The following is a 16,220-nucleotide window of genomic DNA, read 5'->3' on the forward strand; positions in this document are numbered from 1 at the left end:
CATGGCCGACGCACCCTCCAGCCCGGTCCGGCCGACCGGTGATCTCGACAAGGACTCCGCGCTGGTGTCCGAGCTGTTCGCCGACCTGGACCGGGAGCTCGCCGCACTGCCCGCCAGGCCGGACCGCACCGAGGAGCAGCAGGAGACCGCATCGGCGATCCTGGAGCGCGGGCGCGCCGCCCGCGAGGACTTCCTCGCGGTGCACGTCGCGGCGCTCTACGACACGCTCACCGAGGGCCGCACCCGGCTGCTGCGGGTCGCCGAGCTGGCCTACGCCGCCGCCGATCTCGTCCCCGGCCTGGTGCCCACCCGGGAGCGGATCGCGCAGGAGCGGCGGCACCCGCAGAAGCACAAGGAGGGCTGGGAGCAGGACCAGGGGATCCTGATCTCCCACGTGCTCGACGACCCGGTCGCCGGCCACCACCTCATGCACGCCATGGCCCAGCCGCTGCCGGAGGCGCTCGACCTGCTCGACGAGCTGCGCCGTACGGACCGGGTGGACCTGGGCACCAGCCTGGTGGAGCGGCACGGCAACGTCGGGCACCTGACGATCCAGCACCACAAGTACCTCAACGCCGAGGACGACGAGTCCACCCGCGCCATGGAGATCGCGACCGACCTGATCCTGCTCGACGACCGGATCGACGTCGGCCTGCTCCGCGGGGCCGAGTCCCGGCACCCGAAGTACCTGGGCCGGCGGGTGTTCGACGCCGGGGTCAACCTCACCCGGCTCTACCACGGCGAGGTCTCGCTCATCGAGTTCTTCGTCGAGCGCGAGCTGGGCCTGATCACCAAGTGGTTCCGGGGGCACTCGCTCGGCGACGGCGGGGTGTCGGTCGTCGAACGCCGGCACGAGAAGCCGTGGATCGCCGCGGTCGACACCTTCGCCATCGGAGGCGGATGCCAGTTCCTGCTGGTCATGGACCGGGTCATCGCCCGTTCCGGCGCCTTCGTCAACCTGCCCGCGCGGCGCGAGGGTTTCCTGCCCGGCTGCGGCAACATGCGGCTGCCGCGCTTCGTCGGTGAGAAGGTCGCCCGCCAGGGGATCTTCTTCAACCGCGACATCTACGTCGACTCCCCCGAGGGCCGGCAGATCGTGGACGACCTGGTGGTCGACGAGGAGGGCATGCAGGCGGCCATCGCCGACGCCGTGGACGCGCTGACCGCCACGGGCAGTGTCGGCATCAACGCCAACCGCACCCAGTTCCGGGTCGCCGCCGAGCCGCTGGAGACCTTCCGCCACTACATGGCGAACCTGGCCATCGGCCAGGCGCGGTGCATGTACTCGCCGGCGATCATCCGCAATCTCGAACTGGCGTGGGACCCGAAGCGCCGGGGCGGGGTGAAGTGATGGCAGCCGACGACGACGCGCCCGCCGGTCTCCCGCCCGGCACCGTGGAGCACCGGGTGGTGGAGGCGGACTGTGTCCGGCGCGCCGGGCACCACGTGCTGGCGACGCCGTCGGTGGTGCGGCTGGTCGAGGAGGCCGCCGCGGCCGCGGTGACCCCGCTGCTGGGGCCCGGGCAGGACTCGGTCGGGTCCACGGTGGACATCGTGCACCTGCGCCCGACCCTGCTCGGGCAGACGGTGACCGCGACGGCCGTCGTCGTCGCGGTCGACGGCGGACGTGTCACGACGACCGTCGAGGCGTTCGACGACGTCGAGCGGATCGCGCACGGCCGGCACGAACGCGTCGTCGTCGACGACGGACCGTTCGGCGACCGCCTGGCGCGCAAGGCCGCCCGGGCCGGGGAGGTGACGCGATGAGCGTCCCGTCCTACGCACACGGGAGCACCGACCTGCCGCTGCTCGGCGAGACCATCGGGGCGAACCTGCGCCGCACGGTGGAGCGTCGCGGCGACCGCACCGCACTGGTCGACGTCGCGCTCGGGACCCGCGCGTCCTACCGGCAGCTGTGGGAGAGCACCGGCCGCGTCGCCGGCGGGCTGCTGGCCCGCGGCATCGGCCACGGTGACCGGGTCGGGGTGTGGGCGGCGAACCGGCACGAGTGGATCGTGCTGCAGTACGCGGCGGCACGGATCGGCGCGGTGCTCGTCGCGCTGAACCCGACCTACGAGCGGGCCGAGCTCGGCCGGGCGTTGCAGCACTCGGGGACCCGGCTGCTCTTCCACGCCGACCGGAACCGCGGCACCGACTGCGCCGCGGTCGTCGCCGACGTCGCCGCGGACTGCCCGGAGCTGCTCGGCGCGGTGGCCTTCGAGCAGGGCTGGGCGGAGTTCGAGGGCGCGGACCCCGCCGGGGTGGCGGACGCGGAGCTGCTGGTCGACCCGGACGACCCGGTGGCGATCCAGTTCACCTCGGGTACGACCGGCAACCCGAAGGGCGCCACCCTCACCCATCACAACCTGCTCAACAACGGCCATCTGGTCGCTGCCCGGGCCGGTTTCACCGAGCAGGACCGGATCTGCGTACCGGTGCCGCTGTTCCACTGTTTCGGGATGGTCCTCGGGACGCTGGGCGCCGGCTCGCACGGGGCGACGCTGGTCCTGCCCGGCGGGCACTTCGATCCCCGGCGGACCCTGGCGAGCATCGTCGCCGAGCGGTGCACGGCGGTGTACGGCGTGCCGACGATGTTCCGCGCCATGCTGGAGCATCCGGACCTGGACGGCTCGGACATCGGCTCGCTGCGCGGCGGCCTGATCGGGGGCGCCCCGTGCCCGCCGGAGCTGCTCGCCGCGATCCGCGACCGGCTGCACGTCCCGGAGCTGTCCACGGTGTGCGGCATGACCGAGACCTCACCGATCTCGACCCAGACGCTCCCCGGCGATCCACCGGAGGTGCGGGACCACTCCGTCGGACGGCCGACCCCGCACGTCGAGGTCAAGATCGTCGATCCCGGCACCGGGCGGATCGCCCCCGCCGGGACGCCGGGCGAGCAGTACACCCGCGGCTACGGCGTCATGCGCGGCTACTGGTCCGACGCCACGGCAACCGCCGAGGCGATCGATCCGGCGGGCTGGATGCGCACCGGAGACCTGGCCGTCATGGACGAGCGCGGGGTCGTGACCGTGGTGGGCCGGATCAAGGACGTCATCATCCGCGGCGGGGAGAACATCCACCCCGGCGAGGTCGAGGAGGCCCTCCGCAGCCACCCGGACGTCAGCGACGCCCAGGTGGTCGGCGTCCCGGACGAGTACTACGGGGAGCAGGTGATGGCCTGGGTCCGGCCCGTACCGGGGGCCGAGCCCGGGATCGGCGAGCTCGCGGGATTCTGCTCCGGCCGCATCAGCCGCTCCAAGATCCCCACGCTGTGGCGGCTGACCGACTCCTTCCCCACCACGGCGAGCGGGAAGATCCAGAAGTTCCGGATGCGCCGGATCGCGATCGACGAGCTCGGCGCCGGGCAGCCGCTCCCCTCCGGCGGGGTCCCCTCCGGTAGCCCGTCGTCGAGCGGCCCGTCCTGAGGCGGCTCCGCCGTTGCGGTCCGCACTGCCGCAGTCCGCACGTCCCGGTTCCTCCTGCAACCCTCTTCCCTACGGAGACCTGACCATGACCTCCACCGGCGCAGCGCAGCGCAACCCGATGGGCCGTGTCGCCTTCGCGAGCATGACCGGCACCGTGATCGAGTTCTACGACTTCTTCATCTACGGCACCGCCGCGGCGCTGGTGTTCAACAAGGTCTTCTTCCCCGAGCTGGGGGCGGCCGAGGGCACCCTGCTGGCGCTGGCGACGTTCGGCGTCGCGTTCGTCGCGCGGCCGTTCGGGTCGGTCCTGTTCGGGCACTTCGGCGACCGGATCGGCCGCAAACGGACCCTGGTCACCACCCTGCTGCTGATGGGCCTGTCGACCGTGACGATCGGGCTCCTGCCCTCCACCGACGCAATCGGGGCGCTCGCACCGATCCTGCTGGTGATCCTGCGGATCCTGCAGGGTCTCGCCGTCGGCGGGGAGTGGGCGGGCGCGACGCTGCTCACCGCGGAGAACGCCCCGAAGGCCAAGCGCGGCAAGTACGCGCTGTACCCACAGCTGGGCCCGTCGGTCGCGTTCTCCCTCGCCAGCGCGACCTTCCTGATCACCGCGCTGACCATGTCGGACGAGGCGTTCCTCGCCTGGGGCTGGCGGCTGCCCTTCATCGGCAGCATCCTGCTGATCGGCGTCGGACTGTTCGTGCGGCTGCGGATCGAGGAGTCCGACGCGTTCGAGGCGACGAAGGCCTCCGGCTCGGTCGCCAAGCTGCCGGTGTTCGAGGCGGTGACCCGCCAGCCGCGCGAGGTGTTCCTCGGTGCGTTCGTCACCACGACCGTCTTCGCCTTCTTCTACATCGGCGTGACCTACCTGACCACCTACGGGACCGCGGTGCTGGGGCACCCGCGGACGACGGTGCTCGCGCTGGGCATCATCGGCGGCATCGCGTTCGCCGTCACCACCATCATCGGCGCGGTGGTCTCGGACCGGCTGGGGCGCAGACGGCTGGTCCTGACCGGGAACCTGGCCTCCGTGGCGGTCGGGATCATCGCCTTCCCGATTCTCGACATCGGCACGGCCTGGTCGTTCGGCCTCGGTCTGTGTCTGGTCCTGGGCGTGGTCGGCATCGCCTACGGACCGGTCGGCGCGATGCTCCCGGAGCTGTTCAGTGCGCAGTACCGCTACACCGGTGCCGGGCTGGCCTACAACCTCGCCGGAGTGCTGGGCGGTGCCGTGACGCCGCTCGTCGCCACCGCGCTCGTCGCCTCGTTCGGGAGCACGGCCATCGGCCTCTACCTGGCGTTCCTGGCACTGGTCAGTGCGGTCTGCACGCTGGGGCTGCGCGACACCCGGGACGTCGAGATGGTCACGGCCGTCGCCGGACCCCCGGAGCCGGGTCGTCAGGGCGCGAACCGCTGACGGCGGTACAGTAGCTATTAATTAACCACCAACTTGCCTCTGGGGGTACGTCATGACCGCAACCGCGGCCCAGCACGCCGTCGCCGAGCACCTGCGCCTGCTCTCGTCGGGCCGGCTGGAGGAATGGGTGGGCCTGTTCACCACCGACGGCGTCATCGAGTTCCCCTACGCGCCCGACGGCGTCCCGGCCCGGGTCCAGGGCCGGGACGCGCTGCTCGACCACATGTCCGGCTTCCCGGCCACCTTCGACGTCGAGTTCGTGGATCTGACCTTCCACGACACCGTCGATCCGCACCGCGCGGTCGCCGAGTTCCGCTCGACCGGCCGGGCGCTACCGACCGGGAAGCCCTACGAGCAGACCTGCATCTCCGTGGTGCACACCGACGAGGACGGCCGCATCACCCGCTACGTCGACTACTGGAACCCGCTGGTCGCGGTCGAGGCACTCACCCCCGGTACCGGCACGGACCGGCCGGGGGTGGACTTCGGCGGGTGAGGGCCCGGCGGGACGTACCACCCGGCCCTCCCCCGCCGACCTGCTTGACTGGGCCCATGCCCGCAGCCGGTAGCACCGCGAAGAGGGACGAGCGGCGCCGAGCGGTCCTCGAGGCCGCAGTCACCTGCTTCGCCCGCAAGGGCTACTACGGGACCTCCACCCAGGAGATCGCCGAGCAGGCCGGGATCTCCCAGCCCTACGTCTACCGCCTGTTCAGCACCAAGCAGGCACTGTTCGCCGGCGCCGTGGCGCTGGTCTCGGACATCATGGCGAACACGCTCGCCGATCACGAGTCCGCCGGGACGCAGTCACCCGCGCAGGCCGTGCGGGAGGCCCGCGCCGCCTACGGGGCGCTGATCGCCGACCGCGACGTTCCCATGTTCCTGATGCACGCCAACTGCGCCGCCGACGAGCCACTGGTCGGCGACGCGGTGCGGGCCTGCTACGCCCGGCAAGTCGAACTGGTCCATGAGCTGATCGGTCCGGACGACGCTGCCGTGCGCCAGTGGTTCGGGGCCGGGATGCTCGACAACGTCGTCGTCGCGCTGGAGCTCGCCGGCATCGACGAACCGTGGGCCCGCACGCTCAGCGGACCGGGCTCCCCCGGCCCGGACGCCGCCGGTCCGGACGCCCTCGGCCCGGCCTCCTCCAGTCCGGCCGGCGCCGGGCCGGACCCGGCCGGCTGACCGCCCGCTCGTCCCGTCTCACCCCGAACCGGACCGCCCGGACCGCCCGCTCCGGATCCCCGGCCCCCGTGGGCGGCCCCGACGGCCGGCTGTCCCCCAGCCGATCGGCGTCGTTCACCCGCCGCTCGGGCCGGGCCGGTCCTCCGTCGCGAGCGCCGCAGTCGGGCACCCGCGGCGCTCAGCCACCAACATCGACCCGGAACTGCACCCAGCGCGCTGTCGCCTCGTCCGGGACACCGACGGTTGCCGCCGCACCGTCCTGCGCGACGGCCTCCAGGTCAGCCGCGATCTGGTGCACGGCGAAGACGAAGTTCCCGAACCAGAGGTCCCCGTCGACCTGCAGGACCCGCCATCGCTAACGGCGGGCAGCGACCGGAAGACCGGCTGCGCCCGTACCGCGTCGGCGTTGTAGTACTCCCCGTCGAGGACGATCACCAGGTCCGCGTCGTGCGCCCCGAGTTGCTCCGGCGAGATCGGCAGCACCGACAACTCGCCGTAAGCGGTCGACGTCCTGCGCGGCGGGACGGGTGAACCCCGCCGCCTGCAGGATGGTCGAGAGCGGAGTGCCGCGGGCAGCGGAGAAACAGCAGTCGCCGTAGGTCTCGGCGACCACCGACAATGAGGTCGCCCCAGGCTCCGACGCGGCCTGGACCGCACCGATCCGGCCCTCCAACGTGCTGGTCATCAACTCCGCCCGGTCGGTGCGCGCGACCGCCGCGCCCGCCGCGGTCAGCGACTCCTGCCAGGTCGTGTCGTAGCACGGAACGGCCACCACCGGCGCTACCGGGGACAGGGCGTCGTAGGTCTCCTGCATCTCCGCACCACCGGTCATCACGATCATGTCCGGGGCGTGCCCGATGATCTCCTCGATCGGCGGGCTCTCGGAGAGAACGTCGCGCCCGGGGTGACGGTGATCCCGGCGTCCTCGAGGACAGCCCGGCCCACCTCCGACCCGGAGCCGTACACCACCGCGGGCTCCACCCCCAGCGCCAGCAGGTTCAGTGCGGCGTACTCGTCGGTCGCGAGGATCGACGTCGGCTCCCCCGGGACCTGCACCTGGCCTGACGGGGCAGGACCTCGCCGAGGACGACCGTCCGCCGGCGCCTCGGAGGACCCGGCACCGCACCCGACCGGCCGGCTGATCCGGATTCCGGAACCGAAACGCACGGTGAGCGACCGCCGCGGTTCCCGATCCGTGATCTTGTGGATCCGGGTAGGTTCGCGACCTCCGGACACGGCGAGGTGCGGAGGCGGCATCGTGACCAGCTACGAGCGGCTCTACCGGTTCGGGATCACGCCCTGGGAGCGCTCCGGGCGCGCCACCATCGCCGCCACCCGGGCCCACCTGGACCGCGAGCTCGCCGAACGCGACGGCCGGCCCGGCCGGGCCCTCGACCTCGGATGCGGCCGCGGTCTGTTCACCCCGGAGCTGGCGAGTCGCGGCTGGGAGGCCGTCGGGATCGACAACGTGCCGAGCGCCGTCGATGCGGCCCGCCGGGGCGCCGTACACACGGCCCGCCGCAGTACCGACGACACGGCCCGCCGCAGTACCGACGACACGGCCCGCCGCAGTACCGACGACACGGCCCGCCGTGGTGCCGACGACGACACGGCTCGCCGTGGTGCCCGGCCCGGCGCCACCTATGTCGTCGGCGACGTCACCGACCTGGCCACGGCCGGGCTGGGCACCTTCGATCTCTTCCTCGACATCGGCTGCTTCCAGTGCCTCGACCGCGACCAGCGGCTCGCCGAGGGCCGCGGGGTGACCGCGCTCGCCGATCCCGGGGCAACCGTGCTGCTGCTCGCCTTCGGACCGAACCGGCTGCGGTCGGTGATCGGCGGCGTCTCCCGGGCCGAGGTCGAGGAGGCGTTCGCGGGGTGGGACCTCGTCGCGGTCGAGCCGGCGGACACGACGGGCCTGGGCTGGCCGATCAACCGGACCTCGCCGTGCTGGTACCGGTTCCGGCTGCGCGACTGACCGCAGCCGCAGGTCAGGCCGCGGGAACGACGAGCGCTGCGAGGGCGGTCGGCGGCGGCACCGGATCGCCGTCCGCACGCAGCCCGGCCAGGTGCAGATCGATGGCCTCGGTCATCAGCCGCACGCACCCGTCGTACCCGGCCGCCGCGGCGACACAACCCGGGAGGTCGGGGCTCCACGTGCTGTAGCCGCCGGAGTCGTCGCGCTCCACCACCACGTACCCGCTCACGCTTGCCTCTGCCCGAGGGACGCCCGCTCGGTTCTCGGGTGCAGTGAGCCGCTCGGTCGCCCCGCGACGGTCGTACGACCCGGCGTCGTCGCGTGCCGGTAGCGCTCGGCCCGGCGGTCCCGCGGACCGCCGCCGGCTCACCCCGGCAGCTCCCGCCCGATCCCGGCGAACAGCTCCCGCCACCGCTCCACCGGCAACCGTTCCCACGGCCGGTCGGCGCCCGCCCACGCCTCGGGCACCGCGCGGGCCAGCAGCTCCGGCCCGACCAACCCGGCGTCGTCCAGCTCGTCGAGCAGCTGCGGCACTCGGTTCCCGCCGACCCGGGCGACGGCGGCGTCCCACTCCGCGGCGGTGAGCGGGCGGTCCCGGTCCAGCAGCGCGTTCACGGTGATCTCGTAGAGGGCCTGGCTCACGCGGGCCAGGATGCACCACCGGCCGCCGACCGCTGCCGGCCCTCCGGCGATCCGATCGGCCGCTCGGCGCCCGAGGCGGGCGGTCGCCGTAACGGGTCGACCGGCCGTCGCTACTGCTCCGATCGGCCGCTGCGCCGGACCACGACCCCGACCTACGGTCCTGCTCCGATGAGCGCTCCCCACGCCGACGACCGATCCTCCGTCCCACCCGACACCGCACGCAACGGGCACCCCACTGCGACCGTGCTGGACGGGCCGTCCGTACCGCAGCCTCGCCCGCCACGGGCGACGGGACCGGAGCCCACCGTCCGGGCCGCACAGGGACCGGCCACCGCAGAACCCGGCCGTGCAGCACCGGGCACTCCAGGACCGGGCTCTGCAACACCAGTCACCGCAGGACCGGGCTCTGCAGGACCGGGCTCTGCAGGACCGGGCACCCCGGCCCCGGGTAGTGCAGCACCGGCGACCGCGGGGCCCGGCAAGGTCGAGCTGACCGGCCCCGTGCACGACCTCGGCCCACGCACCCCGCCGATGCCGTGGCAGGCCGTCCCGCCACCGGTCCCGCCCCCGGGCCGGGCCCCGGTGCCGTCGGTGTTCCCGACCGCACCGTCCGCACGCCCGGCGTGGCGTCGCGCCCTCGACACCATCGGCGCCCTCGGCACCGTCGACACCGGCCGGATCGCCGCGGTCGCCGGTTCGGTCCGGGAGCGGGTGCCGCACCGGGTCGCGGCGGTCGCGGTCGTCGTGGCCCTGGTGCTCGCGGTCGTCGGTGCGCTCACCACCGGCGCCGGCGGTCCGGACGAGACCGGAACCACCCGGTCCGCGCAGGTGGCGGCCCCGGCGGCGGTGCCGGCCGATCTCGTCGCGGACAGCACACCCGCCGATCCGGCCGGGGTCGGCGATCCGGCCGCGTTCAGCTCGCCGTCGGGCAACATCGCCTGCTCGATCGGCGCCGGCGAGGCCCGCTGCGACGTCACCAGCCGGGACTGGACGGCCGAGGGCTGCACCTCCGACGCCGGGCTGGTCGTCGGCGGGGCGGCGGGCGCCCGCACGAGCTGCGACCCGGCACCCGGCGCGACCGGCGACGCCGTGCTCGACTACGGCACCCACCTGACCCGCGGCGACCTCACCTGCGTCAGCCGCCGCACCGGCGTCGAGTGCCGGGACGCCGGCACCGGGCACGGGTTCACGGTCGCCCGCGCGTCGTACCGGCTCTACTGAGGAGATCACCGAGGGGATAACGTCGCGGCCCGTGACGGTGATCGTGGAGATCTTCACCGACGGTGCCTGTGTCCCCAACCCGGGTCCGGGCGGCTGGGGCGCGGTGCTCCGCTACGGCACCCACGAGCGGGACCTCTACGGCGGCGAGCCCGGCACCACCACGAACAACCGGATGGAGCTGACCGCGCCGATCCGGGCACTGGCCGTGCTGACCCGGCGCAGCGTCGTGCACCTGCACACCGACAGCACCTACGTCCGCAACGGCATCACCCAGTGGCTGCCGCGGTGGAAGACCCGCGGCTGGCGGACCGCCGCCGGCGAGCCCGTCAAGAACGACGACCTGTGGCGCGAGCTGGACGCCGCCGTCCGCGGGCACGACGTCACCTGGTTCTGGGTGAAGGGCCACTCCGGCCACCCGGAGAACGAACGCGCCGACCGGCTCGCCGCGCAGGGCTGCGCGGAGGCCGCCGGCCGGCGCCCACGCGAAGTGCACACCCCGGAGAGGACCCCGTGACCGACTCGTTCCCCCGCCTGCACGCCCGCACCCGGCGGTTCACGCTCGGCGTCCCGCGCGGCTTCACCGTCGCCCCGGACGGCTCGCGGGCGGTGTTCCAGCGCAGCCGTTCCGGCACCGACCCGGTGACCTGCCTGTGGTCGGTCGACGCCGCCACCGGTGCGGAGCGGCTGCTCGTCGACCCGGCCGACGTCCCGGGCCTGCCCGGCGAGGAGGACCTGCCCGCCGCGGAGCGGGCGCGCCGGGAACGGGTGCGCGAGCAGGCCGGCGGCGTGGTCGGCTACACCTGCGACGACGCCGTCGAACGGGCCGTGTTCGCCCTCTCCGGGCGCCCCTTCACCGTCTCGCTGACCGGCGCCCCGGACGTCGCGCCGCTCGACGTCGGCGGGATCGAGGCCGTCGTCGACCCGCGGATCGACCCGACCGGCCGGCGGATCGCGTTCGTCGCCGACCGGGCGCTGTACCTGCACGATCTCGCCGCCGGGAGCACCATCGCGCTGCTCACCCCGGAGAGCGACGACGTCGCCTACGGACTCCCCGACTTCGCCGCCGCCGAGGAGATGGGCCGCACCCGCGGCTTCTGGTGGTCCCCCGACGGCGGGTCGCTGCTGGTCGCCCGGGTCGACGAGTCGCCGGTCGCGCGCTGGTACATCGCCGACCCGGCGCATCCCGACCGGGTCCCCACCGAGGTGCGGTATCCCGCGGCCGGCACCCCGAACGCCGTCGTCGGCCTGGAGATCGTCACCGTCGACGGCGCCCGCACGCCGGTCACCCGGGACACCGCGGGCTACGAGTACCTGGCGACCGCCCGGTGGGACGCGCACGGCCCGCTGCTCTCGGTGCAGCCGCGCGACCAGCGCGAGGTGCTCGTCCTCGCCGTCGACCCGCGGACCGGGGCGACGACGGCGCTGCACTCGCAGACCGACCCGGTGTGGGTGGAGAACGTGCCGGGCGTCCCGGCCCGGACCGCGTCCGGCGCGCTGGTCCGGGCGGTGGACACCGGCGGGGCCCGCCGGCTCGTCGTCGGCGACACCGAGCTCACCGGCCCGGAGCTGCAGGTCCGCGAGGTCCTCGGGATCGACGGCGAGACGGTCCTGTTCCGGGCGTCCCCGGAGCCGACCTCGACGGCGCTGTACTCGGCCGCGCCGGGCACCGCCCCGGTCGCCCTGTCCCCCACCACCGGCCTGCACTCCGGGACCGTCGCCGGCGGCACCCTGGTCCGCGTCTCGCAGGACCTGGACGTCGCGCCGCACGCCGAGCTGGTCACCGCGGACGGCACCGTGCACCCGGTCGCCGGGCACGCCGCCGATCCCGGGCTGGTTCCCGCCGTCGCCCTGCACGCGTTCGGCGGGCGGGAGCTGCGGACGGCGGTGCTGCTGCCCACCGGGCACGTCCCGGGCACCCCGCTCCCGGTGCTGCTCGACCCCTACGGCGGGCCGCACTCGCAGCGCGTCGTCCGGTCCCGCAACGCCCACCTGACCAGCCGCTGGTTCGCCGACCAGGGGTTCGCGGTGCTGGTCACCGACGGGCGCGGCTCCCCCGGCCGCGGCCCCGAGTTCGAGCGGGCGATCCACGGCGACCTGGCCGGGCCGGTGCTCACCGACCAGGTCGATGCGCTGCACGCGGCGGCGCAGGAGTACCCCGACCTGGACCTGACCCGGGTCGCGATCCGCGGCTGGTCGTTCGGCGGGTACCTGGCCGCGCTCGCGGTGCTGCGCCGCCCGGACGTCTTCCACGCCGGGATCGCGGGCGCCCCGGTGACCGACTGGGCGCTCTACGACACCCACTACACCGAGCGCTACCTGGGACTGCCGGGCGGCGAGCCGTACCGGCGCTCCTCGGTGATCGACGACGCCGCGACCCCGCCGACCGAGCAGGCGCCGCACCGGCCACTGATGATCGTGCACGGGCTGGCCGACGACAACGTCGTCGCGGCGCACACCCTGCGGCTGTCCTCGGCGCTGCTCGCCGCCGGACGCCCGCACCAGGTGCTGCCGCTGTCCGGGGTCACCCACATGACGCCGCAGGAGGTCGTCGCGGAGAACCTGCTGCTGCTCCAGGTCCGTTTCCTGCAGGAGGCGCTGGGCACCGCGGGCTAGTCTCACGATCGTGACGCCCCCGCCCGGACCGGACGATCCACCCACGGTGGGCCGGTACCGGATCACCGGGGTGCTCGGCTCCGGCGGGATGGGCCGGGTGCTGCTCGGCGAGGCCCCCGACGGCCGCCGGGCGGCGATCAAGCTGGTGCATCCCGAGCTGGTCGAGACCGACGGGTTCCGGGCCCGGTTCCGCCGGGAGGTCACGCTCGCGGCGCAGGCGCCTCCCGGCTGGACGGCGGCGTTCCTGGACGCCGACCCGGACGCCCCGCGGCCGTGGCTGGCGACCGCCTTCCTGGACGCGCCGACCCTGCACGAGGAGATCGCCCGCGCCGGCACCCTGTCCCCGGGCCGGGCCGCCGACCTGGGCGTGGGGCTGGCGTCGGCGCTGGCCGCCCTGCACGCCCGGGGCCTGGTGCACCGCGACCTCAAACCGTCGAACGTGCTGCTCACCGGCGGCGGCCCGCGGCTGATCGACTTCGGGATCTCGCGGGCGGTCGACGGGACCGCGCTCACCGCGACCGGGCAGGTGATCGGCACCCCGGAGTACCTGTCGCCGGAGCAGATCACCGGTACCCCGCGGGCCGGGACGGCCGCGGACCTGTTCGCGCTCGGGTCGCTGCTGGTGTTCGTGACGAGCGGGCGGACACCGTTCGGCGGCGGAGGGACGGCCGCGGTGCTGTCCCGGGTGGTGCACGCCGAGCCGGACCTGCCGCCCGGCCTGGGCCGGATCGAGCCGGTGCTGCGGGCGCTGCTGGACAAGGACCCGGCGGCCCGGCCGACCGCGGAACGGGCGGCCGAGCTGCTGGCCGGCGGCACCGCCACCGGCCCGCCCGGCGAGGACCGGACCGTGCTGCTGCACCGCCCGCCGGACGCGGTGCCACCCGGCCCGGGCGGCACCGCCGGACCGGCGCCGGGCCCCGGTCCCCGATCCGGTGCCGCGGGCACCGGACCGGGCGGCACCCGGGTCGCCGGCGGGCCGCCCCGGACCGTCGTCCCGCGCGACGGCGCGGCGGCGGGCGCCGCAGCAGGTCCGCCCCCGCCGCCGACCCTGCTCGGCGCACCACCGGCCGCCGCGGAACCGTGGCGGCGGCGCCGGTGGCCGCTGGTGGCGGGCGGGACCGCCGTCGCGCTCGCGCTGCTCGTCGTCCTGGTGCCGCTGCTGCTGTGGGGCTCCGGTGAACCGGCCGCCGAGGGCGACGCGTCCGGACCGGCACCCGGCACGACCGCACCCGCGCCGACCACCGGGCCGACCACCGGGCCGCCGCCGACCACCCCGGCCGGGGACACCTCCGACCTGCTCGCCGGTGCGACCGTCGTCGACACCGCGCAGGACGTCCGCTACGTCGACCCGTCGGGTGCGCTGCGGTTCCGCTCCCCCAGCGGGAACATCGCCTGCGCGCTGGAGCCCTTCGAGGTGCGCTGCGACGTGCTCGAACGGACCTGGGAGGTGCCGCCGGTCCCGGCGTCCTGCCGGCAGGCGTACGGCACCGGGACCCGGCTCGCCGGCGCCGCCCCCGGCGAGCTGACCTGCGTCGGCGACACGATCGCCGATCCGTCGCTCCCGGTGCTGGAGTTCGACCGGGTGCTGCGCAGCGACGAGATCACCTGCGTGAGCCGGACGACCGGGGTGGAGTGCCGCAACACCACCACCGGCCACGGCATGGCGGTGGCCAGGGCGTCCTACCGGGTCTACTGAGCCGTGACGATCCGCAGCGTCCGCCCCGCCGTCAGGTAGAGCGCCCGCCCGTCCGGTGCGACGGCGAGATCGGCGGCGGCACCGGCGCCCGGGATCTCGGCGACCGTCGCGAGGGTGCCCGCGTCCAGCACCGTCACCGTGCCGGTCGAGGCGTCCAGCGCGTACACCAGTCCCGGTGCCGCGGCCAGCCGTGACGCCGGTACGTCGGCGCGGGTCGCCCGGACCGTGCCGTCCGGCCCGAGCAACCGCAGCCCGGGCACCCCGTCCGCGGTCCCGGCGACGGCCGGCACGACGGCACCGCCGGGCAGCGCCACCAGGTCCAGGACGTCGTCCGGCCCCGGCACGACGGTCGCGGCGGCCGTCCACGGCGGGCGCACCGTCTCGATCCGGCTGCCGCCCCCGGGATCCGGCCCGGCGACCACGATCGCGTCGCCCGCGGCGTCCGCCGCGACCGGGCGGGTGGCCGGCTCGGTCGTGCCGAGCGGGCGGAGCGTCGCCGGATCGAGCGCGGTCACCGTGGACGACCGCGGATCGGTGACGACCACCGCGTCCGCCCCGGCGACGACGTCCGGCGACCACACGATCTCCGCGCCGGTGCCGGTGCCGATCTCGGCGCTCGCGGTGACCGTCAGGCTCTGCGTGTCGACCGCGACGACCCGGGTCGGCGTGCTGCTCAGTGCGACGTAGAGGCGGCGGCCGTCCGGGGCCACGGCGAGCGCCGCCGGGAACCCGCCCACGTCGGCCCGGCCCAGCACCGCACCCGCCGGGTCGAGCACCGTCACCGCACGCCCGTCGGGATCGGCGACGTGGATCCGTCCCGCGGCGGCCACCACCCGGTCCGCCCGGTGCCCCAGGTCCACCACCGGCCCCGCGGTGGTCGGCGGCGGGACCGGTGCGGTGGCGGCCGGCCCGGCCCCGGGGACGTCCGCCCGCTCCGCGGCCGGGACCGGATCCGGAGCCGTGGCGGGACCGTCCGGGCGCAGCAGCACGACCACCGGGACACCCACCACGACGGCCACGGCGACCGCCACCGCGACGGCCTGCCCGCGGCGCCGGACCCGCGCGAGCAACGCCGCCGCGGACGGCCGCTCGGCCGGATCGCGGCGCAGGCACGCCGCCGCGACCGCACGCAGCGGCTCCGGCGTCGCCCCCAGGTCTGGGGTGCCGTGCAGCAGCCGGTAGAGCACCGCCGGGACCGTGTCACCGGGGTAGGGCGGGGCGCCGGTCGCGGCGAACACGAGGACCGCGCCGAACGCGTGGACGTCGGCGGCCGGGCCCGGCTCCGGCACCGTGCCGTCCACCTGCTCCGGCGCCAGGTACGCCGGCGTGCCGAGGGTGCCCCCGGTCCGGGTCATCCGGGTGTCGCCCGGCGTGTGCGCGATGCCGAAGTCGACGACCCTCGGCCCGCGCGGGGTGAGCACGACGTTCGCCGGTTTCAGGTCGCGGTGCACCAGCCCGGTCCGGTGCATCGCGGCCAGCGCCCGGAGCAGCCCGGTCGCGAGCCGGGTCAGCTCGCGGCCGCGCAGCGGGCCGCCGTCCCGGATCCGCCGGTCCAGGGTCGGCCCGCGCAGCAGTGCGGTCGCCACCCAGGGCGGGTCGCCGTCCGGATCGGCGTCGACGACGGGGGCGGTGTAGCGGGCGGGCATCCGGCGGGTCGCCCCGATCTCGCGGCGGAACCGGGTGCGGAACCCCGGCTCGGTCGCGCGCTCCCGGCGGACGATCTTCACCGCGACCTCGCGCCCCCGGCCGTCGACGGCGGCGTGCACCCGCCCCGAGGCACCGGAGCCGAGCAGCCGCCCGAGCCGGTACGGCCCGACCGTCACCGGTGCCGGGGCGTCCGCGCCGGGTGGGACGGGATCGGCCATGGTCACGAGCCTCGCACGCGGCCGGGCCCGAAGTGGGCGAAACACGTGTTTCGGCTTCCCCTTGCGATCGGACCGCGGGGTATGGCTCCCTGGGAAAGGCGACGACCCCTTCCTTGTGCGACGGGTCGTGCGCGTCCGCGACGAGGCGATGGAGCCGTGGGAGTCATATGACGACGCT

General features: G+C 75.1%; 16 protein-coding genes. 11 read left to right on the forward strand and 5 right to left on the reverse strand.

All coding sequences use genetic code 11. The annotated features are described in order from the left end of the window. Window position 1: 1 nt before the first annotated feature. The 6 genes from ACVJO7_RS04100 (at window position 2) to ACVJO7_RS04125 (ending at window position 6,027) form a co-directional block, all read left to right on the forward strand. Window positions 2-1,351 carry an enoyl-CoA hydratase/isomerase family protein gene (locus ACVJO7_RS04100; protein WP_491671778.1) on the forward strand — a complete coding sequence of 450 codons (1,350 nt, stop codon included), beginning with the start codon at window positions 2-4 and terminating at the stop codon, window positions 1,349-1,351. After that, window positions 1,351-1,767, forward strand: coding sequence for a thioesterase family protein (locus tag ACVJO7_RS04105; RefSeq protein WP_491671779.1), 417 nt, complete (start codon window positions 1,351-1,353; stop codon window positions 1,765-1,767). The genes ACVJO7_RS04100 and ACVJO7_RS04105 overlap by 1 nt, the downstream gene beginning before the upstream one ends. Next, the gene (locus ACVJO7_RS04110) at window positions 1,764-3,425 is read left to right on the forward strand and encodes an AMP-binding protein (protein ID WP_491671780.1); all 1,662 of its coding nucleotides are present in this window, start codon (window positions 1,764-1,766) and stop codon (window positions 3,423-3,425) included. The genes ACVJO7_RS04105 and ACVJO7_RS04110 overlap by 4 nt, the downstream gene beginning before the upstream one ends. Before the next feature lie 85 nt (window positions 3,426-3,510). Then, window positions 3,511-4,845 carry an MFS transporter gene (locus ACVJO7_RS04115; RefSeq protein ID WP_491671781.1) on the forward strand — a complete coding sequence of 445 codons (1,335 nt, stop codon included), beginning with the start codon at window positions 3,511-3,513 and terminating at the stop codon, window positions 4,843-4,845. A gap of 52 nt (window positions 4,846-4,897) precedes the next feature. Beyond that, window positions 4,898-5,341, forward strand: coding sequence for a nuclear transport factor 2 family protein (locus ACVJO7_RS04120; RefSeq protein ID WP_491671782.1), 444 nt, complete (start codon window positions 4,898-4,900; stop codon window positions 5,339-5,341). Between the two features lie 56 nt (window positions 5,342-5,397). Further along, a complete protein-coding gene (locus ACVJO7_RS04125; RefSeq protein WP_491671783.1) occupies window positions 5,398-6,027 on the forward strand; it encodes a TetR/AcrR family transcriptional regulator in 630 nt (209 codons plus the stop codon). Between the two features lie 355 nt (window positions 6,028-6,382). Here ACVJO7_RS04125 and ACVJO7_RS04130 read toward each other — a convergent pair whose 3' ends face one another. Both ACVJO7_RS04130 and ACVJO7_RS04135 read right to left on the reverse strand, forming a co-directional pair. Continuing rightward, window positions 6,383-6,868 (reverse strand): substrate-binding domain-containing protein, encoded by a 486-nt coding sequence (locus tag ACVJO7_RS04130; RefSeq protein WP_491671784.1) that lies wholly within the window; start codon window positions 6,866-6,868, stop codon window positions 6,383-6,385. After that, a complete protein-coding gene (locus tag ACVJO7_RS04135) occupies window positions 6,865-7,083 on the reverse strand; it encodes a hypothetical protein (RefSeq protein WP_491671785.1) in 219 nt (72 codons plus the stop codon). Before ACVJO7_RS04135 ends, ACVJO7_RS04130 begins: the two co-directional genes overlap by 4 nt. 202 nt (window positions 7,084-7,285) lie before the next feature. On the opposite strand from ACVJO7_RS04135, the gene ACVJO7_RS04140 reads away from it, so the two are divergent. After that, a complete protein-coding gene (locus ACVJO7_RS04140; RefSeq protein WP_491671786.1) occupies window positions 7,286-8,005 on the forward strand; it encodes a class I SAM-dependent methyltransferase in 720 nt (239 codons plus the stop codon). Between the two features lie 13 nt (window positions 8,006-8,018). On the opposite strand, the gene ACVJO7_RS04145 is transcribed toward ACVJO7_RS04140, so the two are convergent. Together ACVJO7_RS04145 and ACVJO7_RS04150 are read right to left on the reverse strand one after the other, a co-directional pair. Continuing rightward, window positions 8,019-8,234: a type II toxin-antitoxin system HicB family antitoxin gene (locus tag ACVJO7_RS04145; RefSeq protein ID WP_491671787.1), complete on the reverse strand. Its 216-nt coding sequence runs from the start codon at window positions 8,232-8,234 to the stop codon at window positions 8,019-8,021. A 137-nt stretch (window positions 8,235-8,371) separates the two neighbouring features. Beyond that, window positions 8,372-8,647 carry a hypothetical protein gene (locus ACVJO7_RS04150; protein WP_491671788.1) on the reverse strand — a complete coding sequence of 92 codons (276 nt, stop codon included), beginning with the start codon at window positions 8,645-8,647 and terminating at the stop codon, window positions 8,372-8,374. 501 nt (window positions 8,648-9,148) lie between these two features. Between ACVJO7_RS04150 and ACVJO7_RS04155 the strand changes: the two genes are divergently transcribed. From ACVJO7_RS04155 to ACVJO7_RS04170, 4 genes are read left to right on the forward strand one after another with little or no spacing between them, the layout of a single operon-like run. After that, complete coding sequence (locus ACVJO7_RS04155) at window positions 9,149-9,868, forward strand: hypothetical protein (protein WP_491671789.1); 720 nt, start codon at window positions 9,149-9,151, stop codon at window positions 9,866-9,868. Between the two features lie 37 nt (window positions 9,869-9,905). Continuing rightward, window positions 9,906-10,382: a ribonuclease HI gene (gene rnhA / locus ACVJO7_RS04160; RefSeq protein WP_491671934.1), complete on the forward strand. Its 477-nt coding sequence runs from the start codon at window positions 9,906-9,908 to the stop codon at window positions 10,380-10,382. Continuing rightward, the gene (locus ACVJO7_RS04165) at window positions 10,379-12,481 is read left to right on the forward strand and encodes a S9 family peptidase (protein WP_491671790.1); all 2,103 of its coding nucleotides are present in this window, start codon (window positions 10,379-10,381) and stop codon (window positions 12,479-12,481) included. Before rnhA ends, ACVJO7_RS04165 begins: the two co-directional genes overlap by 4 nt. A 10-nt stretch (window positions 12,482-12,491) precedes the next feature. Next, the gene (locus tag ACVJO7_RS04170) at window positions 12,492-14,177 is read left to right on the forward strand and encodes a protein kinase domain-containing protein (protein WP_491671791.1); all 1,686 of its coding nucleotides are present in this window, start codon (window positions 12,492-12,494) and stop codon (window positions 14,175-14,177) included. Here the strand turns inward: ACVJO7_RS04170 and ACVJO7_RS04175 are convergent. After that, window positions 14,171-16,042: a serine/threonine-protein kinase gene (locus ACVJO7_RS04175; RefSeq protein WP_491671792.1), complete on the reverse strand. Its 1,872-nt coding sequence runs from the start codon at window positions 16,040-16,042 to the stop codon at window positions 14,171-14,173. The genes ACVJO7_RS04170 and ACVJO7_RS04175 overlap by 7 nt on opposite strands. Window positions 16,043-16,220: the final 178 nt, after the last annotated feature.

It is taken from the genome of Pseudonocardia sp. DxW (assembly GCF_058448985.1).